This window comes from Vibrio sp. SCSIO 43137, from assembly GCF_028201475.1.
Taxonomy (GTDB): Bacteria; Pseudomonadota; Gammaproteobacteria; order Enterobacterales; family Vibrionaceae; genus Vibrio.
Map to the genome: position 1 here is coordinate 1,235,448 of NZ_CP116384.1, position 25,426 is coordinate 1,260,873.

At 46.5% G+C, this 25,426-nt stretch carries 18 protein-coding genes and 1 pseudogene; 9 read left to right on the plus strand and 10 right to left on the minus strand.

What is annotated here, in order from left to right; translation table 11 throughout:
* Positions 1-2 precede the first annotated feature (2 nt).
* Both ygfK and mocA read right to left on the minus strand, forming a co-directional pair.
* Complete coding sequence (gene ygfK, locus PK654_RS21450; protein ID WP_271699465.1) at positions 3-3,107, minus strand: putative selenate reductase subunit YgfK; 3,105 nt, start codon at positions 3,105-3,107, stop codon at positions 3-5.
* A 424-nt stretch (positions 3,108-3,531) separates the two neighbouring features.
* On the minus strand, positions 3,532-4,107 hold the full coding sequence (gene mocA / locus PK654_RS21455; protein WP_271699467.1) for a molybdenum cofactor cytidylyltransferase: 576 nt from the start codon (positions 4,105-4,107) through the stop codon (positions 3,532-3,534).
* A 50-nt stretch (positions 4,108-4,157) separates the two neighbouring features.
* Here mocA and yqeC point away from each other — a divergent pair, with 50 nt between their 5' ends.
* On the plus strand, positions 4,158-4,988 hold the full coding sequence (yqeC, locus tag PK654_RS21460; protein ID WP_271699468.1) for a selenium cofactor biosynthesis protein YqeC: 831 nt from the start codon (positions 4,158-4,160) through the stop codon (positions 4,986-4,988).
* 64 nt (positions 4,989-5,052) lie between these two features.
* Positions 5,053-6,639, plus strand: coding sequence for a selenium-dependent molybdenum cofactor biosynthesis protein YqeB (gene yqeB, locus PK654_RS21465; RefSeq protein WP_271699469.1), 1,587 nt, complete (start codon positions 5,053-5,055; stop codon positions 6,637-6,639).
* Between the two features lie 140 nt (positions 6,640-6,779).
* On the opposite strand, the gene hydA is transcribed toward yqeB, so the two are convergent.
* The 4 genes from hydA to ygeW form a co-directional block, all read right to left on the minus strand.
* Positions 6,780-8,210 (minus strand): dihydropyrimidinase, encoded by a 1,431-nt coding sequence (hydA, locus tag PK654_RS21470; RefSeq protein ID WP_271699470.1) that lies wholly within the window; start codon positions 8,208-8,210, stop codon positions 6,780-6,782.
* A gap of 141 nt (positions 8,211-8,351) precedes the next feature.
* A complete protein-coding gene (locus tag PK654_RS21475; RefSeq protein WP_271699472.1) occupies positions 8,352-9,560 on the minus strand; it encodes a YgeY family selenium metabolism-linked hydrolase in 1,209 nt (402 codons plus the stop codon).
* A gap of 34 nt (positions 9,561-9,594) precedes the next feature.
* On the minus strand, positions 9,595-10,797 hold the full coding sequence (gene dpaL, locus PK654_RS21480; RefSeq protein WP_271699474.1) for a diaminopropionate ammonia-lyase: 1,203 nt from the start codon (positions 10,795-10,797) through the stop codon (positions 9,595-9,597).
* A 78-nt stretch (positions 10,798-10,875) separates the two neighbouring features.
* Positions 10,876-12,066 (minus strand): knotted carbamoyltransferase YgeW, encoded by a 1,191-nt coding sequence (ygeW, locus tag PK654_RS21485; protein WP_271699476.1) that lies wholly within the window; start codon positions 12,064-12,066, stop codon positions 10,876-10,878.
* A gap of 406 nt (positions 12,067-12,472) precedes the next feature.
* Here ygeW and PK654_RS21490 point away from each other — a divergent pair, with 406 nt between their 5' ends.
* The gene (locus PK654_RS21490) at positions 12,473-14,239 is read left to right on the plus strand and encodes a sigma 54-interacting transcriptional regulator (protein ID WP_271699477.1); all 1,767 of its coding nucleotides are present in this window, start codon (positions 12,473-12,475) and stop codon (positions 14,237-14,239) included.
* Positions 14,240-14,304: 65 nt separating this feature from the next.
* Here PK654_RS21490 and PK654_RS21495 read toward each other — a convergent pair whose 3' ends face one another.
* The 4 genes from PK654_RS21495 to PK654_RS21510 form a co-directional block, all read right to left on the minus strand.
* Entirely contained in the window at positions 14,305-15,384 is a 1,080-nt protein-coding gene (locus PK654_RS21495; protein WP_271699479.1) for a S1 family peptidase, read from the minus strand.
* A 171-nt stretch (positions 15,385-15,555) separates the two neighbouring features.
* Complete coding sequence (locus tag PK654_RS21500; RefSeq protein WP_271699480.1) at positions 15,556-16,584, minus strand: S1 family peptidase; 1,029 nt, start codon at positions 16,582-16,584, stop codon at positions 15,556-15,558.
* A gap of 117 nt (positions 16,585-16,701) precedes the next feature.
* Complete coding sequence (gene gcvT / locus PK654_RS21505; RefSeq protein ID WP_271699482.1) at positions 16,702-17,817, minus strand: glycine cleavage system aminomethyltransferase GcvT; 1,116 nt, start codon at positions 17,815-17,817, stop codon at positions 16,702-16,704.
* A 170-nt stretch (positions 17,818-17,987) separates the two neighbouring features.
* On the minus strand, positions 17,988-18,611 hold the full coding sequence (locus PK654_RS21510; protein WP_271699484.1) for a helix-turn-helix domain-containing protein: 624 nt from the start codon (positions 18,609-18,611) through the stop codon (positions 17,988-17,990).
* Positions 18,612-18,929: 318 nt separating this feature from the next.
* On the opposite strand from PK654_RS21510, the gene PK654_RS21515 reads away from it, so the two are divergent.
* The 6 genes and pseudogenes from PK654_RS21515 to PK654_RS21540 all read left to right on the plus strand — a co-directional run bounded on the left by PK654_RS21515 (position 18,930) and on the right by PK654_RS21540 (position 25,412).
* Positions 18,930-20,225, plus strand: coding sequence for a serine hydroxymethyltransferase (locus PK654_RS21515; protein ID WP_271699486.1), 1,296 nt, complete (start codon positions 18,930-18,932; stop codon positions 20,223-20,225).
* 31 nt (positions 20,226-20,256) lie between these two features.
* On the plus strand, positions 20,257-20,637 hold the full coding sequence (gene gcvH, locus PK654_RS21520; protein ID WP_271699487.1) for a glycine cleavage system protein GcvH: 381 nt from the start codon (positions 20,257-20,259) through the stop codon (positions 20,635-20,637).
* A gap of 115 nt (positions 20,638-20,752) precedes the next feature.
* The gene (gcvP, locus tag PK654_RS21525; RefSeq protein ID WP_271699488.1) at positions 20,753-23,620 is read left to right on the plus strand and encodes an aminomethyl-transferring glycine dehydrogenase; all 2,868 of its coding nucleotides are present in this window, start codon (positions 20,753-20,755) and stop codon (positions 23,618-23,620) included.
* A gap of 155 nt (positions 23,621-23,775) precedes the next feature.
* Entirely contained in the window at positions 23,776-24,285 is a 510-nt protein-coding gene (locus PK654_RS21530; RefSeq protein ID WP_271699489.1) for a transposase, read from the plus strand.
* Positions 24,285-24,863 (plus strand): annotated as a pseudogene (locus PK654_RS21535) (IS3 family transposase); the annotation flags it as partial. The gene PK654_RS21530 and the pseudogene PK654_RS21535, both read left to right, overlap by 1 nt.
* A gap of 48 nt (positions 24,864-24,911) precedes the next feature.
* Complete coding sequence (locus PK654_RS21540; protein ID WP_271699491.1) at positions 24,912-25,412, plus strand: transposase; 501 nt, start codon at positions 24,912-24,914, stop codon at positions 25,410-25,412.
* Positions 25,413-25,426 lie beyond the last annotated feature (14 nt).

A 25,426-nucleotide genomic window follows, 5' to 3' on the forward strand; every position in this document is an offset into this window, starting at 1 on the left:
CCTTACAAGCTAACTTCACCAAGCAGATACTTATGCTCGGCAAGAATATGGTTAATCAGTGTCTGCTCTTTCGCTTGTGATTCGTTCATCACAACCGTACCGTCCAGACGCAGGTGACAATGCTGAACCCCTTCATTGGTTCTTACGGTGACCATCTCATCTTCAACGTAGAAGCCCGGATTGGTGCTGTTTTCAAAGTCCTCTTTCAGGCTGAACAGAGTAAACTTGTTCTTGTAAGGCTTGCTGTCCCAAGGGCAGAACTGAGCACAGTTACCACACTCGTTACAGAAGGCATCCAGGTGAACAATCTGGTTGCTGTCTTTAAACCCGGCCATCGGCACAGCCACGTTGGCACGGTTAGGACAGACATCCACACACTTGCTACAGACGTATGAACATTCCAGACAGCGGCTCGCTTCCTGAGAAACAAACGCATCAGCATCAAAGTTCTCTTTATTATGAATATCGATCTGGCTGGTATGCAGCTCACCCTTACGGGCGTAAACATCTTTCACATCAACACGCATGCTGACATCCGGCATCTGCATCTGCTGGGCTTCTTTAACCAGAATGGTTGCAGAGGCTTTGCGGCCGCCGTTGATAGCAGAAACGATAGAAGAAGGACCTGTCTGAGCATCGCCAATCAGGAACACGTTCTCAACGGTGGTTTCGCAGCTTTCGCTGTCTACTGCCGGCCAGCCATCTTCGCCCATAGGCACGCCAATCTTGGTCAGGGTTTCACAGTTAGACTGTTCACCTACCGCACTGATAATGGCATCGGCATGAACCTCAACGGTTTTATCAGTTGCCACAGGACGACGGCGGCCTTTCTCATCAGGATCACCCAGCTTCATCAGACGTGCTGTGATCTGGCCATTGCTGTCAAACTTCTCAGGGTTAGTCAGGAACAAGAATTCCACACCATCCTGAACCGCTTCATCGTACTCTTCTTTGTAGGCTGGCATCTCAGCGACGGTTCTGCGGTACATCACAGTCACCTTCTCAACACCCTCTACTTTCAGCGCAGCACGGGCACTATCCATTGCGGTATTACCTGCACCCACTACGACAACCTGCTTGCCAAGTTTCAGGGCTTCACCGTCATTAAAACGCTTAAGGAAGTCCAGTGACTTATAAACATTGTCGTTATCACCTTCTACGCGGAACGGATTACCTTTGTCCGCACCAACACCGACACAGATGTACTTAAAGCCGCTCGATTTCAGTGTTTCAACGGTCGGTGTTGAGCTGTATTCAAACATCACGCCGTGGTCTTCAACGAACTTGATATCGTGCTCGATAACTTCGGCAGGGATACGGAACTGAGGAATGATGTTCTTAACCACACCACCTGCATTCTTCTCTTTCTCGAATATAGTGACCGCGTAACCTTCTCTGGCAAGGAAGTAACCAGCAGACAAACCCGCCGGACCGGCACCGATTACTGCTACTGTTGGTTTGCTGCTGTCCAGCTCAGGTTTATGCCATTTCTCCTGATACCCCTGCCAGCCTTTCTCAAGGGCAACCTTCTTCATCTGGCGGATATTCAGTGCACCATCGTAGTCACGACGGGTACAGTTATACTGGCACTGATGGTCACAGATATGGCCGGTAATGGCAGGCAGCGCGTTACGGGAGTAGATCACTTCCAGTGCTTCAGTATGTTTGCCCTGACCTAGTAGTCTCAGATACTCGGGAATATCCTGATTAATAGGACATGCTGTGACACAAGGTGCTACATAGCAGTCGGTTAGCGGTACTGAACGGTCGATCTTAATCTCTTCAGGGCCACGCCAATCTTTCTGGGTATACTCAGCATAAAGTGATTTCTCAGCCAGCGCTTCCAGCTTAACCAGATCAATCTTATCCATCTTCCACTGGTCACTCTTATCCAGCTCGTTAACACAAGCAGTCAGACGCAGATAGCCACCCGGCTTAAGCAGATCCGTTGCCATAGTGATAGGACGGATACCCGTTTCAAAAATTTCACGGATGTTGTACTGGCTTGCGCCACCCGAATAAGAGATAGGAAGCTCACCATTAAACTCTCTGGAAAGTTCAAGAGCCACATTAATGGAGAGCGGGAATAGTGCACGACCAGACATATACATCTCTTTATCCGGCAGACGACCTTTAGTGTTAAGAGTGCCAAGGGTGTTGGTCAGCTTAACGCCGAAACCAATGTTTTTCACTTTGCCCAGATCAACCAGACGATGCAGCATGGCTTTTGCGTCTTCAATCTGAAGATCATGACTGAAGGACTCTTCACTCAGTTTGACGTAATCAAAGCCTGACTGATCAAGGATGCCACGAACACGCTTATAACCCAGCAGAGTCGGGTTCAGCTTCACATAAGTATTGATGCCCTTCGTCTCGATCATGTACTGACAGATGGCTTCAATTTCGTGCGGAGGACAACCGTGCATGGTAGACAGGGTAACGCCGCGGGCGATAACAGGTGAAATAGAATCAATCACCTTCTCAAAGCGATCCGGGCCACCAGCGATTTTCAGCTCATCACGGAAGGCATCAGAGTAGATAAACTCTTTAAGCTCTGCGCGGTAGCGTTCAAAGTCAGGATGCTGGCTTGAGTCCATCATGTCGTCGATGTATTTCTGCATCGGTTCCGTCTGAATACCGGCAAGGTCATAACCGACACTCATATTAAAGATAAAGGATTTCTCTTCGCTTTCCGGCTTAAACACAGCCTCCATCAGATGAAGCGCCATCCAGGCTTTCAAATACTCATCGTAAGCTTTTATCAGGGTAAACTCGGTCGACCACTCAGTGTTAAAGCATTCGTCTTCTGCATCGATACATGGCTTGGCGATTTCCAGCTGGTCGAGCTTCTGTACGGTTTTCAGCTCCATAAAGCGGCCACCAACCAGCCAGGAGGTGATGATATTCTGCGCCAGCTGCGTATGCGGGCCTGCTGCCGGACCGACAGGGGTTTCACTGTGCTCACCCCATACTGACAATCCTTGCGAATCTTCTTTTTTATAAAACTGCTTTACCGGTATACCAAATATAGATTTGTTCTGCCTGAACTCACTAAAAACTCTTGATAGCAGTTCATTGAAAGGAACGGGACGCATGATGTCTCCCATAATATATCTCCCTGAGGCTCTGTCTTCTTAATTTATGCCGATAGAAACGACTTACGAATAAGTGTTCTATAATTCAATTTAAAATTGACAAAGGTCACATTTCGTCAATTACTGGTGTTTATTCAGCAACTAACAAGCCAGATTTATATTTTTTCTAAATCAAGGAGATTTGTTAATCAATTTATGAGAACCAAGTCTTATTTCAACCTGTTTTCGTTAATTGAATCACTTAATTATTAATCTTTATATCGATAGAAAAATAGAAAAACTAAAGTAATTTATCAGATAACTACTATCAAAATAAAAAAGCTATCATCATGATAGAAGCTAAAAATGAAAACCATTCTCAGTTAGAGGTTTATTTTTTAAACTCTCGAAAATGAATCATTTTGATATGAAATTATCATTTTGATAGTCGCAGAAATTAGCAACACCAGTTTTTATAATCTTGTTGCGTATCTATATCCAGATGTATTCGTTTATCATCGAGAGATAAATAGTTAACCGGAAAGGTCATCAATAGTTTTTTCATTGAGGAGTGACGGCTATCTTCTATTAAATTCGTTTTATATTTTGCGGGGATAAGTACCGGATGACCGGCCTCTGCCGGCGTACCGGGAAAGAGAACAGAGTCTGATTTTTTCTGCCACATCTTCTGATATGTCTCAGGAGAAATAAATGGCATATCCCCATGAGTTATAAAGAAATAGTTACTTTTTACCTCTTGTATACCCAACTTAACCGACCCCATCAGACCCTGACGATACTGCTCGTTTTTTACCAACAGAATGTCCGGGTGTTGAGCGTACTTCTGCTCCAGTTCTTCTCCTCTGTGCCCCACTACCAGTATCACTCTGCGGCAAAAGCCCAAGGCATTATTTATGCTTGTATCAAGAATGGTTGCATTTTTATAAGGCATCATCATTTTCCACTCGCCCATACGGGATGAGAGGCCAGCAGCATTAATAATACAATCAACCGGTTCTATAATACTGATCACATTTTTTCCTTACTGTTTTTATTATAACGAACTGAGAAACAGGACTATATATGACATCTAATATTGATAAACTTAGCTTCCTTGATTTAAAACAAACTTCTGATTGTTTTGTTATCTCATTCGTTGGCGGAGGTGGTAAAACATCCACTGCATTCTGGCTTGCATCTTATTTCAGGCAATGTGGATTAAAAGTTTGTTTAACCACCAGTACAAAAATGTATTACCCTGATAACAGTGATATAGATTATTTTATCTCTAAGGATAAAAAAACAAGATCTTCATCTAACTTATCAAAATATATTAATAGCTTTAAAGATATATCTGACTCAAGTATCACTTTTTATTTCTCAGGTATTATAAAAAGTGGGCAATCAATAAAAGCAAAAAATAAGGTTACCGGTATTTCATTAACAGAAATCCGACATTTAAAGCGGCACTCACCTTTTGACGTCATCTTAATAGAATCCGACGGAGCAAAAGGGTTGGCGCTGAAAGCGCCTGCAGAGCATGAACCTTGTTTATCAGAGCTTTCTGACACGGTTATTGCAGTTGCAGGGGCTGAGATGTTCAACCAGCCAGTAAACCGCAAGCAGGTTCACCGCTGGGATGAATTTGCAACCATTACAGATATGTGTGATGGACAAACAACCGGTATATCAGAGCTAAGCAAACTGATTGATCACCCAATGGGCATGTTTAAATCGGCCCCGCGCGGTGCAAAGAAAATAGTGCAGCTCAACAAAATGGACAAGATAGCAGACCCCGATGCTTTCTGCTCAATGGCATCAGAGTTACTGCAACATACAGAACAACCCGATGAGGTGTGGCTGACCAGCATGCAGCCTGAACAAACGCTGATAAAACGTATTGTTAGAGAATAAGGCAAGCGTCAGCCAAAACGGGATAAACCTGTATCGCCGTCGCCTGTCCAATGAGGTCAACTGAATGAACATATTTGCTTACGCCGCTGAACTTCAACAGCAAAACACCCCTTTCGCTCTTGCCAGTATCGTCGATACCAGAGGTTCAACGCCCCGTCACTCAGGGCAGATGATCGTACTGTCAGACGGCAGTATTGCCGGAACCATTGGCGGTGGCATGATTGAACGGCATGTTATTGAGCAGAGTCAGCAAGCTATCAGAGAAAAGAAAAAGCGGGTTATCACAGGCAGCATGACCCGCACCGGGGCTCACGCCATGGATATGGACTGTGGCGGTCAGATGACAGTATTTATCGATGTATTTGGCATCAGTTCTGAACTGATTCTGGTTGGTGCCGGCCACGTTAACCGCGCCGTTGCCAAACTGGCTTTACAAGTCGGTTTTGACGTCACCGTTATCGATTCTCACCCTGATAGTCTTGCTGAGGAATACTTCTCACCTGAAGTGAAAAAGGTATTAGGTAACACTATCGAAGATGGTATCAATCAGGTCAATATCACTACCAACAGCTTTGTGGTCATCGCCACTAACCATGAAGATCAAAGTGCTATTGCTGCCGTTGCCCGCCTTGAAACCCGTTATACCGGCCTGATGGCCAGCAAGAAAAAAGTAGTTAAGTTATTCCGTTATCTGGAGCAGGAAGGAGTCAGCGAAGAGCGTATTCAGGCCATTTACTCCCCTATCGGCATGGATATCGGCGCTGAAAACCCGGAAGAGATAGCCGTCAGTGTTATTGCTGAACTGCTGCAGGTAAAACATAACAGAGCTGGTAAACAACTTACCCTTTCTAATGCAGGTACAGCAAAGGATCTGGTGATGATTCGCGGTGCCGGTGATATTGCTACGGGCGTTGCCAGCCGCTTATTTAATGCCGGCTATCGTGTGGTGATGTGCGATATTGAGCAACCTACTATGATTCGTTGCTCTGTCTCATTCGGCCAGTGCCTGTATGACGGTTCGGTCACCATTGAAGGTATCACAGCCACTCGCGCTGATGATGCCAGAATGGCTGAAAAACTGATGGCAGACGGAAAAATAGCCGTTATTGTCGATAGTGAATGTCAGTCCATCAAAACCCTTAAACCGGCCTTTGTGGTTGACGCCATTCTGGCTAAACGCAATCTCGGCACCAAAAAGGATATGGCTCCGGTGACCATCGCCCTTGGCCCCGGCTTTACCGCCGGAGAAGATTGTCACGCAGTGATTGAAACCAATCGCGGCCATTATCTGGGCAGCATTATTTATCAGGGCACCGCCATGGAAAATACCGGCGTTCCCGGTAATATTGCCGGCTATACCCACCAGCGGGTTATCCGCGCTCCGGCAGAAGGAACATTTACCAGCCCATACAAACTGGGAGATATTGTTAAAGAAGGTGACGTTATTGCCCATGTCGGCGATAAGCCTGTGATTGCCAGCCTTGACGGTATGTTACGCGGCTTGCTCAACTCCGGGCTGACCGTAACTGAAGGGTTTAAGATCGCTGATATCGACCCACGGGGTGAAAAAGCGGACTTCCGTACCGTATCAGATAAAGCCCGTGCTATAGGCGGCGGGGTACTTGAGGCTATGCTTTATTTAAGCAAGTAACCTGATCTGGGGTTAAGTAATTTCCCTCTCCTGCCACGGTCAGCAACCGGTAGACACTATAAAGGCGCGAATTAACGCGCCTTTATAGTGTCTACCGGTCTGTTTGCAGAGAGCTTATCTATTTGTAGAGAATTTACTTATCACTCTTGTTCTATTTCACTTTGATCAAAGCGTGCACGGCGGATAAAGTTGCCTCTTCCGGCTTCACCTTTAAACACACCATTTTCCGCCACGATTTCACCGCGACTCATGGTCATTACCGGCCAGCCTTCTACCTCAATACCTTCATAAGGCGTGTAATCGCAGTTGTCATGCAATTGCTCATGCTGAACAGACACCTTACGTCTTGGTGCAAACACGACTAAGTCGGCATCAGAACCGATATTCAGACAGCCTTTCTGTGGATACAGACCAAACAGCTTGGCTGGTTTGTAGGAAGTTAAATAGACAAACTGATTCAGGCTTATCCGCTGCTTGGATACCCCTTCCGAGAAAATCAGCGGCATTCTGGTTTCCACTCCGGGAATACCGTTCGGACAGCGGGTAAAGTCACTTACCCCAATCAGTTTTTGTGAATGGTAACTGAAAGAGCAGTGGTCGGTGGCAATGGTATCTATATCGCCGTCTGCCAGCCCCTGCCAGAGTTTGTCACACTCTTCCTTGTTTCTCAGCGGCGGGCTCAGCACATATTTTACTGCATCATCTCTCTCGTAGGCACTCTCGTCCAGCAACAGGTACTGAGGGCAGGTCTCTACCCATAGCGGCTTATTCTCTTTCCGCGCCAGCTTGCAGTATTCCAGCCCTAAGCCATTAGAAAGGTGAACAATATAGAGGGGAGCATTGTCTGCCAGCGTAGCCAGATTGATCATTCTGGAAATGGCTTCTGCCTCGCACTCAAGAGGGCGGCTGACTGCATGATATCTGGCCGAGGTTTTACCCTGCTTTATCAGCTCTTCACGGCGCAATGCGATGGCTGCATCGTTTTCCGGATGAACCGTGGTTAACGCGTTGCAGCGGTTTAGCTGAGTCAAGGCCTGAAGGATCGCCCTGTCATCCAGCTTATAGTTGTAGGTCATATAGAGCTTAAAGCTGGTGATACCTTCGTCCACCATGGAAGGAATCTCCGCCAGAATCTCATCATCGATATGCTGAATAACGCCATGGAAGCTGTAGTCAATTACCGCGCTTTTTTCCGCATGCTCTTTATAGACAGCCAACTGATGATGCAGGTTACAGCCTTTCGGCCCGAAGCCCATATGATCGACAATGGTTGTAGTACCGCCGCAAACGGCTGAACGGGTTCCGGTATAAAAATCGTCACAGCTGCGGGCAATACCAACATCGATATTAAAGTGGGTATGAACATCGATTCCGCCCGGCATAATCAGGAAACCATGAGCTTCAATGACTCTGGTGTGCCCGTCCGGCTCAATCTGTTCTGCTATCTGGCAGATTTTGCCTTCCTTAATCAGGATATCAGCCACTTGCGTCTGTTTATGGTCAACAAGGGTGCCCTGACGAATCAGCAGTGAACTGGCGACTTGAGTATCTGATGGAGGGATCTGAATCATGGTCTCTGTCCTGTACCGTACGGGATTAACTAAAACGTGAAACGTTCAGCCAGCAAAGCCGCTGAGGGAAGCCGCTCTGATGACTGAACGCAGTGGATTGAAGCTATACCCAAGCACTTAGACGTTACTTGGGTATGGTTATTACTTCAGTTTTTCCAGATAGACGCCCGGAATAACCGCATACATAGCAGCACATGTCACCAGATGGTCTTTCCATGTCTTCTCATTCGGCGCGTGTGCTTCAGGCTCTTTACCCGGACCGAAGCCGATTACCGGAATACCGTAGCGACCCATAATAGATACACCGTTGGTAGAGAAGGTCCACTTGTCGACATTTGGAGCTTTATCAAACAGCAGCTGATAAGACGATTCCAGAGTCTTAGTAGCGATATGCTCTTCTTCGATCTTCCATGCCGGGAAGTAACATTCCGTCGGATAAACAAGGCCGGTGTAAGCTGGTCTGTCGTAGTTATACATTGAAACCTTAGCACCAAACTTCTTAACGCTTTCCAGTTGGGCAATCTCTTCGATGGCACCTTCCCATGTTTCGCCCCATGTCAGACGACGGTCGATAGAGATAGCGCAGCTGTCAGCGACGGCGCAGCGGCTAGGTGAAGTGAAGAAGACTTCAGATACCGTTAGTGTGCCCTTACCAAGGAATGGGTCATCACCAAGGTTACCAGCAAGTTGCTCGATTTCGCTCAGGATATGACCCATCTTAAAGATAGCGTTATCACCACGCTCAGGAGCAGAACCGTGACAGCTCACACCGCTTACATCGACACGAATTTCCATACGGCCACGCTGACCACGGTAGATCTGGCAATCGGTAGGCTCTGTAGAAACCACAAACTCAGGGCGAATCTTGCTCTCTTCGATGATGTACTGCCAGCACAGTCCGTCACAGTCTTCTTCCTGTACCGTACCGGTTACCAGCAGGGTGTACTCATCTTCAAGGCCAAGGTCTTTGATGATCTTACCGGCATAAACCATAGAAGCCATACCGCCTTCCTGATCCGATGCACCACGACCACCGATGATTTCATCATCTTCCATACCTTCATACGGGTCGAAGTGCCAGTTATCCATGTTACCCACACCAACAGTGTCGATATGTGCATCCATAGCAATCAGATGCGGACCGTGACCAATCCAGCCAAGCACGTTACCCATTGGGTCGATCTCAACCTTATCGAAACCGACTTTTTCCATCTCTTCTTTGATGCGTAATACTACTTTTTCTTCATCACAGCTTTCACTTGGAATGGCAATCATGTCGCGTAGAAAACGGCTCATATCCGCTTTGTATTCGTTCGCTTTTTCTAATACCTGCGCGAATGGAATTTTCATTTTGTACTCCTTAGTAGAGGTTAAATTTTTTCGATCAAAGTGTCGGATGTTTTCCTTGCCAAACCACTTCGCGATAATGAACAGGATCCGTATCACCTTCGGTATTGATCAGCAGAATGACCGAGTCCTTGTTTAAGTTAAGTTGTTCCATCAGAGAAGCTTTCTCAGGATGGTAATGAATTGCAGCTAACATACCGGCACCTACGGCACCTGACTCACCAGATATCACCCGGGGATCGTCATTGAGCGGGTTGCCCAGCACGCGCATGCCTAATGCAGCAACGCTGTCCTGACAGGAAACAAAGTGAGTGGCGTTGTCGCGCAATACCGGCCAGCCAATCGGGTTAGGCTCACCACACGCCAGACCAACCATAATGGTGGCAAGGTCGCCATCAACATTGACCATTTCACCGCCATCACTGATACCGGAACGATAGATACAGTCCGCCAGATCTGGCTCGATAATCACTGACTGCAGTGCGCCTGAACCGTATTCATCACACAGATAACCCAGCACACCACCCGCCATGGCACCAACACCAGCCTGCAGAAATACATGAGTCGGGGCATCAATACCCATCTCTTTCATCTGACCGACAGCTTCTACTGCAAGAGTGGCATAGCCCTGCATAATCCAGGTCGGGATCTCCTGATAGCCTTCCCAAGCGGTATCCTGAACAATTTTCCAGCCGTTTTCGTTTGCCGTTTTAATCGCCAGACGTACGGTGTCATCGTAATTAAGGTCGGTAACAATACACTCAGCACCTAAAGCGCGGATGTTCTCCACACGGTCAACGGCAGCGCCTTTCGGCATATAGATAACTGCGTTCTGACCCAGCTTTTCAGCCGCCCATGCAACACCACGGCCATGGTTACCGTCTGTAGCGGTAGCAAAGGTCATTTTTTCTGAAATTTCGTTTTTAAGCTTATCGAAGTCAAACGCTTCGATATCTAAGTCAAACTCGTTACAAAGCAGACGGGCGATAGCATAAGCACCACCCAGCATTTTGAATGCAGACAGATCAAAACGGCACGACTCATCCTTGATCAGAACTTTACCGACACCAATCTCTTCAGCAAGAGAAGAAAGTGAATGCAACGGAGTTGGTTGATAGCCTTCCACATTAGAGTGAAAAGCACTGGCTTTTAATGCCTCTTCACGGGTAAACAGCGGAGATAACTGACCGTTATAATGACTGTTTTTCGCAACCTGCATTTTGAGCGAAAATGTAGACATATTGAATCCTTACAAATAACTCAGGCCTGGCCTGAAATGGGGGGCTCAGAGCTGAGCACCCCCGGATAGTAATAATATTTATTTCACGCGTTTTTCAGACTGGTTCAACAACTCAGTAAGAATCTTCTCCGGCTCTTCATACTTACGGTTCAGAATCATGGCTGCGATGATATAAGGCTTCCAGCTCGCTTCTTTGTAAGTGGCGATGCGGTATTTCTCGAACACAGCTTCGTCTACTTCACCCTGCTCACAAGATACGCCTGTGATATCAGCCGGCAGGCAGTGCATATACAGCGCTTCGCCGTCTTTAGTCTTCTTCATCAACTCTTCAGTACACTGCCAGTCAATATGTCTGGCATTTTCTGCAAGGCACTCTTTCTCTAGTGCTTTCAGGCCGTCATGGTCGTTGGCACGCAACAGTTCGGTACGACGACCCATCACCTGATAAGGAGCCCATGATTTCGGATAAACGATATCAGCATCTTCGAACGCCTCTTCCATTGAAGCAACCTGAGTAAAGCTACCACCGGATGCGCGGGCATTCTTCTTCGCTTCTTCAACCACTTCAGGGATCAGGTCGTAACCTTCCGGATGAGCAAGGGTTACATCCATACCAAAGCGGGTCATCAGACCGATAATGCCCTGAGGTACAGAGAGCGGCTTACCGTAACTTGGTGAGTAAGCCCATGTCATAGCAATCTTCTTGCCTTTCAGCTCATCAAGGCTGCCGAAGTGCTCTTCAAGCCATGCAAGGTCAGCCATAGACTGAGTTGGGTGGTCGATATCACACTGAAGGTTTACCAGAGCAGGACGGGCAGGAAGAACGCCTTCTTTCACACCGTCATCAAGCGCTTCGCCTACTTCTCTCATATAAGCGTTACCCGCACCAAGGTACATATCATCACGGATACCGATAGCGTCAGCACAGAAAGAGATCATATTGGCCGTTTCACGAACCGTTTCACCGTGAGCAATCTGAGATTTGCCTTCATCCAGATCCTGCTGCGCCAGACCCAGCATATTGATCGCTGAAGCGTATGAGAAACGGGTTCTTGTAGAGTTATCGCGGAAAAGAGAAACGGCTAAACCGTTTTTAAATACGTTAGTTGCAATGTTCTCGTTACGCATCTGCTTAAGAACATTAGCGGTTTTCAGAACTCTCTCAAGTTCTTCCGGTGTTTGCTCCCATGTCAGTAAAAAGTCTTTGTTGGCTAGGTCAGAGTCGAGTTCTTTTATTTCCTGGATCAGTGTTTCAATGCTCTTTTTCATTTTTATACCATCTTTGTTAATTTTATATGTTGGACATTAAATGCTAGAGATTCGCATTTATATTATTTGTTGGTGAATTGAATATTCTTCCTAAAAGCAACAACCATGCCCAATTGAACAACATTTTCAGTTAACACATTGCGAAGCCAGTTTTTAAAAGAACCCGCAGTTAATTCTGATAAAAATAACGATAAAAAACCGCAGCCATTTTAGTTTCAAGGGCTTCAGGCTATCATTCAAAATGATAAAGATTATCTAAAGTGGTATATCATTATGATACGTCGTGTGACCCCTACCTAATTTAACTAAATATCTAGTTAGTTACATTTATTATGTGATACGTATCAACCCCATAAAGCGGCTAATTTATTAATCTAGTTGCCTTGACAACTGAATAAGGCAAGCTATGGCGATGACATCGGAGTTAATGTTAATCCAGCCCACCATTTTACGCTTTACACAGATGCTATCTGCTGTATTGAAAATCGACGTTGAGGTGGTTGATTCCGATCTTGTCAGAGTTGCAGGAACTGGCCCGTACGGAAAGTATTTCGGCAAAAAGCTCACCGCCAGTTCTAAAATTTTCAATCACATACTGGAATCTCAACAGGAAAAAGTAGTCACTAAATCCCGCCATGACCCTTTATGTGAGAATTGCCAGAATAAACAGAGCTGCCGCGAAACGGCCTTTTTAGGAATTCCGATATTAATTGACAATAAATGTATCGGAATTATAAGTATCGTGGCTTTTACTGAAGAGTCTCAAAAACGAATTCAGGAAAATTCCAAATTATTTTCCAACTACATCCGATATGTGAGTCAGATCGTTATTTCAAAACTTGTCAATAAGACAAATGAAAATAATACCTTCGACAAAATATTAAACAACCTGATTAATAATATGGATCAGGGTGTTTTGGTGTTGGATGAAAACAACCGAGCTATTCACGGAAACCTGACAGCATTTAATAGTTTAAATATAAATCAGAATATTTTGGATGATCTGGAAATTAGTATTGAAATGATATCTGATACTAATGAACAGCATGAAAAGTATCAGAATTATATTGTTTCCATTGCTGACAGGCAGGAGCTGCTGGTTGGTCAGTTGCATAATGTAAAAAACCATAAACTGTTTTTAATGGCTTACTATCAGCCGAATAAGGAGCCGCATACAGAGAGTGTGGCGCAACATGATTTTTCAGACCTTATTGGTGAATGTCCGGAAATAAGGCAACTGAAAAAACTGATCTCCAGGATCGCTTCCAGCCCGTCCAGTGTTTTAATAAACGGCGAAAGCGGAACAGGCAAAGAGGTAGTCGCAAGGGCGATACATAAACTCAGCGACCGTAAAGATCGCCCTTTTATCGCCATTAACTGCGCCGCTATTCCGGAGCAGCTGCTGGAGAGCGAGCTATTTGGTTACGTAAAAGGGGCCTTTACCGGCGCCCTGCCAAAAGGAAAGCTGGGCTTAATACAGGCAGCTAACCACGGCACCCTGTTTCTGGATGAAATCGGTGATATGTCCCTGACCCTGCAGGCCAAACTACTCAGGGTACTGGAGACCCGCGAGGTTATGCCGTTAGGCTCTAATGTTTCTGAAACCATTGATATTCGCATCATATCCGCGACCAACCGTCACTTCTCAGAAATGATCGTCAGTAATCAGTTCCGGGAAGATCTTTACTATCGTCTGAATGTGATCCCTATTTACCTGCCTGCACTAAAAAGCCGCAGAGGGGATATCGAGCTGCTGGCCGATCATTTCTTACAGAAGCACTCAGAGAAAATCGGCGTATCAGCACCAAGATTATCTAGCGAAGCTCTGTTGCTAATGAACCGTTACCAGTGGCCGGGCAATATCCGTGAACTGAGTAATCTGGTGGAGTATCTGGTGAATGTGGTTCCGGAAGGTGAACAGATTGATACCGACCTGCTGCCGCCTCATTTTGAAGCCTGCACTCCGCCTCCGGTAGCGTCAGAACCTGTTGCTCCTGCTTATGAAAGCCTGTCTGATAATGGCGGCCCTTCTCATGCCCTGAAACTGGAAGAGATTGAGAAGAACACCATCAGTGAAGCCCTTAACCGGTTAAAGAACCGAAATCTGGTGGCACAGGAGCTGGGAATAGGTATTGCAACCCTTTACCGTAAGATTAAAAAGTACGAGCTCTAATATTCAGCGTTATATTAGGTTAAACAGATAAAAAATATGGAGCCAATGGCTCCATATTTTTTAGTTTACTTTCTCCGTCTTAGTAGTGCTGCTGAGAGTAACAGTAGGGATGACCATAGCGGTACTGAACCACCGCCTGCGCTGCTACCACCGGAACTAGGCGTTACGTTATTCGCGGCTTTAAAGGCAGCAATATTACTATCAAATGAAGACTTATCCGCCCGGTAAGCGTCCCGTTTTACATTGGATGTGGTATAAACCACGGCATCGTTAATCGTGTTGCTAACAATATTGTTGATCCAGGTTTTATAGTCATTCACCTCAGTAAATACCGACGTTGCAGCATTCACCGTGGCGTTACCACAACCAACCGCAGGGCCATAGCTGGAAATACCAATTTGTCTTTGTGTTGCTCCGTCATTCCAATATAGAGGACCACCTGAGTCTCCGGAACAGATAGCATTTTCCAGATTGCCGACAATATTGTCGCTATACATACATAACTGGGTTGATGGATTAGCTCCATAACCACAGTTGGACTGATTAGGATAGATCTTTAAGTCTGTCTGCAATAGATGAGTACTGCCACTTGTGCCCGGACTAGTATAACCAAGCCCGACGGCTTTAAAGGCCGCCGATGTAATCGTATTGTAGCTCGCCTCTGATACTGGCAGATTTATTTTATCTCCAGCAACAAGCGTCATCGCTGATTCCAGCTTAAGTATGGCGATATCATTAATCAGTGAGGATTTGTTATAACCACTATGAACATAAATCTTCTCTACCCAGAACTTGGCATTTGCCGCGTTAAACTCGGCAACTTCATTGAAGTTTGTTTCATCCTCCAGCTTAGGCACTATCACAGTAAATTCTTTGGCGGCTTCAGCAACATCCTGATTGGAGACGCAGTGCGCTGCAGTTAATACATGCCATTCATCTATAATGGTGGAGCCACAACGCTGGCCGTAAGAGTAAACGCCGCTGTCAAAATCGGCAAAGGTGTATATAGCGGCATAGGAGGGAAATCCTCCGACCCCGCTGACGCTGGCATTACTACCATTTACAATAAAAGGCGCTTTATCGGCCGCATTAGCGGAGAGGGCAACGCACCCCAATAACGCGGTTATAACCGGGATCAATTTCATTAATAATACCTAAATAATAAAATATCGATAATTACTATATTATTTACAGTTCAGATCACTCATCAAACTAAAATAATTATTCTTTATATCATTAATTATACTCCGGCACTAGAAAACAAATGTAAGCAAACGGCGCGTAAACCCATTACCAGTATCCGAAGCAATTAAGAACTAAGGCCTGAATCTTCGTACCAGCGCCGCTACAATTAACACCATAAACCATTGCGTTGATAGAGCACTTCCGCTACCGGCTACCGGAGAGACGCTGTCTCCGGGTAGGGAGCGGTTTTGACGAAAATAATTACGGTCTGATTCTGAAGGCGAATACTCAGCCGTTTTGCCGCCGCTCTTGGCTGAAGTTATCCACGCCGCGTAATCGACCACTTCAGTAAATACAGACGTTGCACCGGGGAAAGTAGTGCTACCGCAGCCATAGTTAGTCGCCGGGCCATAACTGGTAATGCCCACCTGATAAGTCGTACCACTGGTCCAGTAAAGAGGCCCGCCTGAGTCCCCCTGACAAGTAGCTTTTTCCAACCCGCCGACATTGGCACCCTCCATACAGAGCTGCGTTGCCGGTGCGCCTCCCACGTCATAACCACAACTGGCATTGGCAACAATACTTAGCTCGGTTTTCTGCAGTACCGTTGTATTGTCGATACCGGTCTGGGTATTACCATGACCCACCGCAGTATAGACCTCACCTGAGCCACCACGATACTGGCTTTCATTGGCGACAAACTGAGCGTAGGCAGAAGAAGGGACAGAGAGCGGCGTTTCTAATTTCAGAACTGCAATATCATTTAATATAGCTCCGGAGTTATAGTTCTCGTGGACGAAAATATCTGACACCCAGTATTTGGTGGTGCTATTAAATTCTGACACACTGTTAAAGTCAGCTTCATTATCCAGTTGCGGAAGAACAATAGTAAACAGCCGGTTCACTTCGCTGATATCAGCCGCCGCGACACAGTGAGCCGCCGTTAATATATAAGTGGCATCCAGAATTGTTGCACCACAGCGATTTCCGACCTGAAAAGAGCCGTCACTGTAATTAATAAAAGTGTAAATGCTGGCAAAAGAGGGGTAAGTCGCAGAAGAGGTGTCTGAGCCATTTACAATAAAAGGGCTCATCTCTGCACCAGTTGTAGTGTGAGATACAGAGACGAGTAGAAGCAGTGTCGCAAATATCTTTTTCATACCTTACCGACCTATAAGCTTAACTTGTCAAAGCAGGAGTTATCATCGATAACTCCTGCAAAAGACTAATTACTTATTCATCAGTAAAGTGTATGTCAGATTTTCAGGTTTTGCCTTTTATCCGCGATAATAACGCTGAGGAACAAACGGCATTTTCTCAATGGTCATTGCCAGTTTTTTGCCACGCACCTCAGCGAACACTTCAGTACCAATGACTGCCAAATCTTTCGGTACATAACCCATAGCAACAGGTTTACCCGCAGAAGGTCCCGCTGTACCACTGGTTACCACACCAATCTTATTATCTTCAGCATCAAACAACTCGCTACCTTCACGAACCGGTGCTTTCGACTGACCAACCAGACCAACACGTTTACGGCTCACCTCTTTAGTGGCGATCTGCTCAAGAATAATGTCCGCGCCCGGGAAGCCACCGGCACGTTCACCGTCCGCACGACGGTTCTTACTGATACCCCAAAGCAGGCTGGCTTCTACTGGTGTAGTCGTGGTATCCAGATCGTGTCCGTACAGACAGAGGCCACATTCAAGACGCAGTGAATCACGGGCACCAAGGCCAATCCACTCAACCAGTTCATGGTCAGTCAGTTTACGGGCAAAGGCTTCTGCTTTATCTGCCGGTACTGAAATTTCATAGCCATCTTCACCGGTATAACCAGAACGGCTTACATAGCATTCGATGCCGTCAATCTGCATGATTTGCGCATCCATAAACAGCATTTCAGCCACTTTAGGTTCGATAGAAGCAAGAACTTCAGCAGCACGCGGGCCTTGCAGTGCCAGCAGTGCGCGATCTTCTATCTGCTCCATTTCAACACCATCCAGAAGGTTGGCTTTTAGATGAGCGATATCCTGTTCTTTACAGGCAGCGTTTACCACAACAAAGATATGGTCACCAAAGTTAGTCACCATCAGGTCATCCATAATGCCGCCCTGCTCATTGGTAAAGAAAGCATAGCGTTGCTTACCTGATGGCAGGTCAATAATGTCTACCGGAACCAGAGCCTCTAGTGTCTTGGCCGCGTTTTCACCCTTAAGGCGCAGTTGTCCCATATGAGAAACATCGAAAAGGCCTGCCGCATCCCTTGTGTGTAAATGCTCTTTTTTCACACCCAGCGCATACTGAACCGGCATATCGTAACCTGCAAAAGGAACCATCTTAGCTCCGGCTTCAATATGAAGTGCATGTAAAGGGGTTTTAAATAGATCTGTCATCGCTTTCTCCTTTAGGTTTGCGGCATCATGTTTCCAATAGTAAACATTTTCTATTTTGCGAACATTAATAACAGATTGTTTACATTTGGTCATCTATTAAATGGTGAAAAAGTAAGAAATGAGATAGATGTATGGTTTCTGTGCAAGCCACAAACGAGATAAAAAAAGGGTTACCTTGCGGTAACCCAGAGAATCAGTGCGTCTTCTTTACTGGATGAAGTCAGCATATGCCCCATCTCAGCGTCGTAATAGACACTATCACCCTCGCTTAAAGTGATAGGCTCATAGTATTCTGTATAGAGAACAACTTCGCCTTCCAGTATCAGCAGAAACTCTTCGCCATCGTGTTTCACCCAGTCACTATAATCTTCAAAGTTTCTTGCCCTTACCCGGCTCTTAAACGGCATCATCTTCTTCTGAGACAGTTGCGTCGCCAACAGTTCATGTTCATAAGTCTGGGTAGGATGAGGCTTACCCTCATTATTACGCGTTACGTCCCTGCGTCCGGTAGCCACCTTGCTTTTTGGCGGTTCAAACAGCTGAGGCATATCGATTTGCAGGCCGGAAGCTAACTTCTGCATAGCCTGAAATGTTGGTGAGATTTGCTCATTTTCAATTTTAGACAGGGTCGATCGAGCTAGCCCTGTACGCTGGCTCGCTTCCTCTAATGTGATCCCCATCTTAGTTCTCACATTTTTTATCTTCTGACCAAGCTTAAGAGGTTCGATCGCCTCACTGGCGTTCTCTTTTTCCAGTTTAATGGAGGGGTACTCATCGAAAATATCTTCGGCCATATCTAGTCTTAGCTCTCATTTAAGGGGGTTATTAATCACTCAAACCAATGTCACATTTTGGTTACATTTTTGCAACACAAACAACATTATTTTATTAAACCATAGGAGATAATGTTTCCTATTGGAAATTTTTTGATTGATTAATTAAAAAACTATGGTTATGTTACAAACTAGTTATAAAAACAGAGAGTAGTTTTGATTTTTTGCACCAATAAACGAGAGGTAACTCTCACTACTAATTAACCCGGTGCCAATAGATACCAAACTAGTCTACTAGCGTGAAACCAGCCACTACAGGCTAAGGAAGGAGTTATTCCCGTGCATAAGTCATATCAAAACCACAGTTTAGAGAGCTTTTTCTCCACCAACCTTTCGGCAACTGATGATGCCGTATTTGCTGCCATTCAGCAGGAGAACTCGAGACAAAATGATCAGATAGAGCTAATTGCTTCAGAGAATATTGTTTCTAAAGCTGTAATGCAGGCGCAAGGCACCTGCCTGACAAACAAATATGCTGAAGGTTATCCGGGCCGTCGTTACTACGGTGGCTGTGAGCATGTTGATACTGTTGAAGCATTAGCTATTGAGCGCGCTAAATCATTATTTAAGTGCGAATACGCAAACGTTCAGCCTCACTCTGGTGCTCAGGCAAACGGCGCAGTAAAACTGGCTCTGCTTCAGCCGGGTGACACTATTTTGGGTATGTCTCTTGATGCGGGTGGTCACCTGACTCACGGTGCACGCCCTGCACTGTCAGGTAAATGGTTTAATGCCGTTCAGTACGGTGTAGACAGAGACACTCTTGAAATCGACTACGATGCCGTACTTGAGCTGGCGAAAGAGCACCAGCCGAAAATGATCATTGCAGGTGGTTCTGCTATTCCTCGTGTTATCGACTTTGCTAAGTTCAGAGCGATTGCCGATGAAGTAGGCGCGATTCTGATGGTGGATATGGCACACATTGCCGGCCTTATTGCAACCGGTGCACACCCAAGCCCGCTGCCGCACGCACATGTTGTAACCACCACCACTCACAAAACTCTGCGTGGCCCACGTGGCGGTATGATCCTGACCAACCACGAAGATATCATTAAGAAAATCAACTCAGCAGTATTCCCTGGTCTGCAAGGCGGCCCGCTGATGCACGTTATCGCTGCTAAAGCCGTTGCCTTTGGTGAAGCTCTGGGTCCTGAGTTCAACACTTACATCGATTCTGTTGTAGAAAATGCCAAAGTACTGGCAGAAGTACTGCAAAAACGTGGGTGCGACATCGTAACTGGTGGTACAGATACCCACCTGATGCTGGTCGACCTTCGCCCGAAAGGACTGAAAGGAAATGCGACAGAAGAAGCATTAGAGCGTGCAGGGATCACATGTAACAAAAATGGCATTCCATTTGACACAGAGAAGCCTATGATAACATCTGGCATTCGCTTAGGTACGCCAGCCGGAACCAGCCGTGGTTTTGGTCGTGAAGAATTTAAACTAATCGGTGAGTGGATCGGGGATGTACTGGACGGACTGGTTGAAAGTCCTGAAGGCAACCCGGAAGTAGAACAGAAGGTTCGCAAACAAGTGAAAGAACTTTGCAACCGCTTCCCGCTTTACCAGTAATTAATAAAATAAATCTTTGGAGACAAGAGTAATGGATATGACCCTTAAGTTTGCAGAAAGCCATGAGTGGGTTAAAGACAATGGCGACGGCACAGTAACACTGGGAATCTCAGAGCACGCGCAACAGATGCTGGGTGACGTAGTGTTTGTAGACCTGCCAGAAGTTGAGACCGAAGTAGATGCTGGCGACAGCTTCTCACTGGTTGAGTCGGTAAAAGCAGCTTCAGATATCTATTCACCAGTTTCTGGCGAAATTGTAGAAGTGAATGAAGAGCTTGAAGACAGCCCGGAGCTGATTAACGAAGAGTCTTATGAAGGCGGCTGGATTGCTAAAATCAAACTAAGCGACCCATCTGAACTTGACGGACTAACAAGCGCAGAAGATTACCTGAACAGCATTGAAGACGAGTAATTCAGGTTAGGCATTAAAAGCTGCCCGACATGGGCAGCTTCTTTATACTCAGACCAACACAAAGCTCTTACTGGGATAGTTGGGTAGCAAGTTGGGTAGATAAGGTAAAAGGACAATGACAGAACTACTTCACCACCTAAGCACACAAAATGAATTTGTCGGCAGACATAACGGCCCTAATAAAGCCGATCAGGCTAAAATGCTGGCAGCAATTAATGCAGAAAGTCTGGAACAGCTGATTGATCAGACGGTACCGGAAGCCATCAGGCTGGAAAACCCTCTTACCTTAGAGGCCCCGCTAAGTGAAATGGATATGCTGGCAAAGATTAAATCCTTTGCTGACCTGAACCAGATCAAACGTACTTTTATTGGTCAGGGCTACTACAACACCTTTGTACCTAACGTTATTCTGCGTAACGTGCTGGAAAACCCGGGCTGGTATACCGCTTATACCCCTTATCAGCCTGAAATCTCTCAGGGTCGTCTTGAAGCACTGCTGAACTTCCAGCAGATGGTGATGGATCTGACCGGAATGGAGATTTCCAACGCCTCGCTGCTTGATGAAGCAACAGCAGCCGGTGAAGCCATGACGCTCTGTAAGCGCGCTGGAAAGAGCAAGAGTAAAGTATTCTTTGTGGCTGACGATGTTCACCCGCAAACCCTTGAAGTTGTTAAAACACGTGCTGCCTTTATCGGTTTTGAAGTTATGGTTGGTTCCGTCGCTTCCCTGCCTGAGCAGGATGTATTCGGTGCCCTGCTTCAGTACCCTTCTACCACAGGTGAAGTGACTGACCTGACCGACATCATTGCCGCAGCACAAGCCAACAAAACACTGGTTACCGTTGCAACGGATCTACTGGCCTCTACCCTGCTGAAACCAGCGGGCGAAATGGGCGCAGACGTGGTTATCGGTAGCGCACAGCGCTTCGGCGTACCAATGGGCTACGGTGGTCCGCACGCTGCCTTTATGGCCACCAGCAACAAACACAAGCGTACTATGCCGGGCCGCGTCATCGGTGTTTCTATCGATTCTAAAGGCAATCAGGCACTGCGTATGGCGATGCAGACCCGTGAGCAGCATATCCGCCGCGAGAAAGCCACTTCAAACATCTGTACTGCACAGGCGCTACTGGCTAACATGGCTGCGTTCTTTGCCGTATTCCACGGTGCAGAAGGCCTGCGTACTATTGCCCGCCGCACACATCACATGACAGCAATTCTGGCTGCCGGCCTGACAAAAGCAGGCTACGAGCTGGCACACAACAGTTACTTCGACACCATCACGGTAGAGTCTGGCGCGAAAACCGCTGACCTGTTGGCAAAAGCCGAGCAAGCCGACATTAACTTGCGTAAGTTCAGTGACAAGATTGGTATCAGCTTTGACGAAACCACCACCACTGACGATATAGAGCAGCTATTTAAAGTATTTGGTGTGAAAGCAGACGTTAACGAGCTTTCAGCTCAAATCGCTGACAACGAGTTTGCTGCAATTCCTGAGTCATGCCGCCGTACCAGCAGCTACCTGACTCACCCTGTGTTCAACACACACCACAGTGAAACACAGATGATGCGTTACCTGAAGCAGCTTGAGAACAAAGACTTCTCACTGACTCACGGTATGATCCCGCTGGGCAGCTGTACCATGAAACTGAACGCCGCTGCGGAGATGATTCCGGTCACATGGCCTGAGTTTGGTTCTATTCACCCGTTTGCACCGCTGGAGCAGGCAGCAGGCTATACCGCACTGGCAGATTCCCTGAAGAAGATGCTGTGTGAAATCACCGGCTACGATGAAATGTCACTTCAGCCTAACTCTGGTGCATCAGGCGAGTACGCTGGCCTTATCGCTATTCAGCGCTACCACGAGAGCCGTGGTGAAGGTCACCGTAATGTTTGTCTGATCCCAAGCTCTGCACACGGTACTAACCCGGCAACCGCTTCTATGGTTTCCATGAAAGTGGTAGTGGTTAAGTGTGATGACGCCGGTAACATTGACATCGATGATCTGGGCGCCAAGATTGAGAAGCACAAAGAAAACCTATCCAGCATTATGATCACCTACCCTTCTACACACGGTGTGTATGAAGAGCAGGTACAGCAGGTGTGCGATATGGTTCACGAGGCAGGCGGTCAGGTATACCTTGACGGTGCTAACATGAACGCACAGGTTGCGCTGACTTCTCCGGGCTTTATAGGCTCTGACGTTTCGCACCTTAACCTGCACAAAACCTTCTGTATCCCGCACGGTGGCGGCGGTCCGGGTATGGGTCCTATCGGTGTTAAATCTCACCTTGCCCCATTCCTGCCGGGTCACATCGAAAACGGCGTAGTAGGCAAAGAGTTTGCAGTATCAGCAGCTGACCTTGGTAGTGCTTCTATCCTGCCAATCTCATGGGCTTACATTGCCATGATGGGCGAGTCAGGCCTTAAGGAAGCCACTAAGGTTGCCATCCTGAACGCTAACTACGTAATGGAGCGTCTGCTTCCTCACTACCCTGTGCTTTACCGTGGCACCAACGGCCGCGTAGCACACGAGTGTATTATCGACATTCGTCCGATTAAAGAAGAGACAGGCATCAGCGAAGAAGATATCGCTAAGCGTCTGATGGACTACGGTTTCCACGCGCCAACTATGTCATTCCCGGTTGCGGGCACGCTAATGGTTGAGCCAACGGAATCTGAAGATCTGGAAGAGCTGGACCGTTTCTGTGACGCTATGATTGCTATCCGTAACGAGAGCAAGAAAGTACTGGCAGGCGAATGGCCGCTGGAGAACAACCCACTGGTCAATGCACCGCATACTCAGGTTGATCTTTCATCTGACGACTGGGAACGTCCATACTCACGCGAGCTGGCTTGCTTCCCGTCAAAACAGTCGAAAGCCTCTAAGTACTGGCCGACTGTAAACCGTGTCGATAACGTATACGGTGACAGAAACCTAATCTGCTCGTGCCCGTCTATTTCCGAGTATGAAGAGGAGTAAACGTCAGTTTTATTGATGATCACAGATAACCAAGTTGGAAACTGTGATAACCGAGTTGGAAACCGATAACTAAGTTGGAAACTAACTTGAATAACAAAAGGCGAACCATTGAACTGACCCCCAATAGTTGGACACCAATTATTGGGGGTCTTTTTATGTCCAAATACAGCCGAGCATTGAAATGCTCAATTGCTAAACAATATCTACAAGGCGAAAGTTCATGCCAGGAACTTTCTCGCCTTCATTCCATACCGCCACGTCAAATACATTACTGGGCACAAGTATTCGATATTCATGGTTTTCAGGCATTTACCCCTCATGGTTTTGCAAGGAATGCACATACTAAACTGCAAGCTTTGAAGCATATGTGGACGAATGGTTGGTCTATCAGTCACACTAGTGCGGTTTTAAACTTTTCTTCCTCTGGCACACTCGCTGTTTGGCTCAAACAGTACGAAAGAGATGGCTTCCAGGGGCTTGAACGTAGCAGAGGACGACCCGCAATGAGCAAGAACCCTTTTATTCAAGACAAGCACGATGATGAGAAAACACTGGAAGAGCTCAAAGAGGAGTTAGCGTACTTGCGAGCAGAGAATGCTGTCCTAAAAAAGTTAGAGGAGCTGGAACAAGAGAAGCATCGTCGAACAAAGAAAAAACGAAAGTAGTTCTAGCTCTTAAAAATCAATACCTACAACAACATCTCTTGCACGCCCTTCAGTTAGCGAGAAGTAGCTTCTATTATCATGCGCAGTCGAACAACACCGCCGATAGCTATCGAGATGAGAAGCTGTTGATTGAGAAAATATACCATGACCATAAAGGAAGATATGGCTATCGTCGCATTCACTTGGAGTTAAGGAAACAGGACGTCATGCTTAACCATAAGACAGTTCAGCGTCTAATGGGGGTACTTGGCTTGAAATCAACGGTCAGACCCAAGCGTTACAGCTCTTACAAAGGAGAGGCAGGAACAACCGCACCAAATGTACTTAAACGGGACTTCAATGCAACGAAGCCGGATGAAAAATGGGTAACAGATGTCACTGAGTTTAAAGTTCAGCAGCAAAAGGTGTACCTATCACCAATCGTTGATCTGTTTACGCAGGAAGTCGTGGCTTATAAAGTTGCGAAAAATGCGCGTTTACCTCTGGTCACTGACATGCTGACAGAGGCTGTTGCGGCCTTAGCCAATGACGCTAAGCCAATCGTCCATAGCGACCAAGGGCCCCCTCTGGCAGGATAGTTGTCACTGTTAAAATTTAACCAGTTAGGGGCGGTAACAGAGTAAAGAATGGCTCGTTATTCCCAAGAAAGAAGAGAAGCAGTACTGAAGAAGTTGTTACCTCCGTACTCCCGGTCAGTGGCAGAAGTGGCGCTCGAAGAAGGAATTCATGAAGCAACCCTGTACAATTGGCGAAAACAACTCAGAGAATCAGGAACCGTTGTGCCAAACAGTAATACTTCTTCCGAGCAGTGGTCAGCTCAAACTAAATTGGCCGTTGTGGCAGAAACTTATTCCATGACAGAGAACGAACTAAGCCAGTACTGTCGTGAGAAAGGACTTTATCCCGAGCAGATTAAAGAGTGGCGCGGTGAGTGTATGCAAGGCTTCATGTCCAGTAAGGAACGAGAAGCCCAAGCGAAGAAACAAGCCAAAGAAGATAAAAGAGAAATCAAAGAGTTAAAGAAAGAACTCCGCCATAAAGAAAAAGCCTTAGCTGAAACTGCCGCCTTGCTGGTGCTGAGAAAAAAGCTGAGAGCCTTTTACGGGGAAGAACCAGAGGACGATTAACCTCGACCTATGAA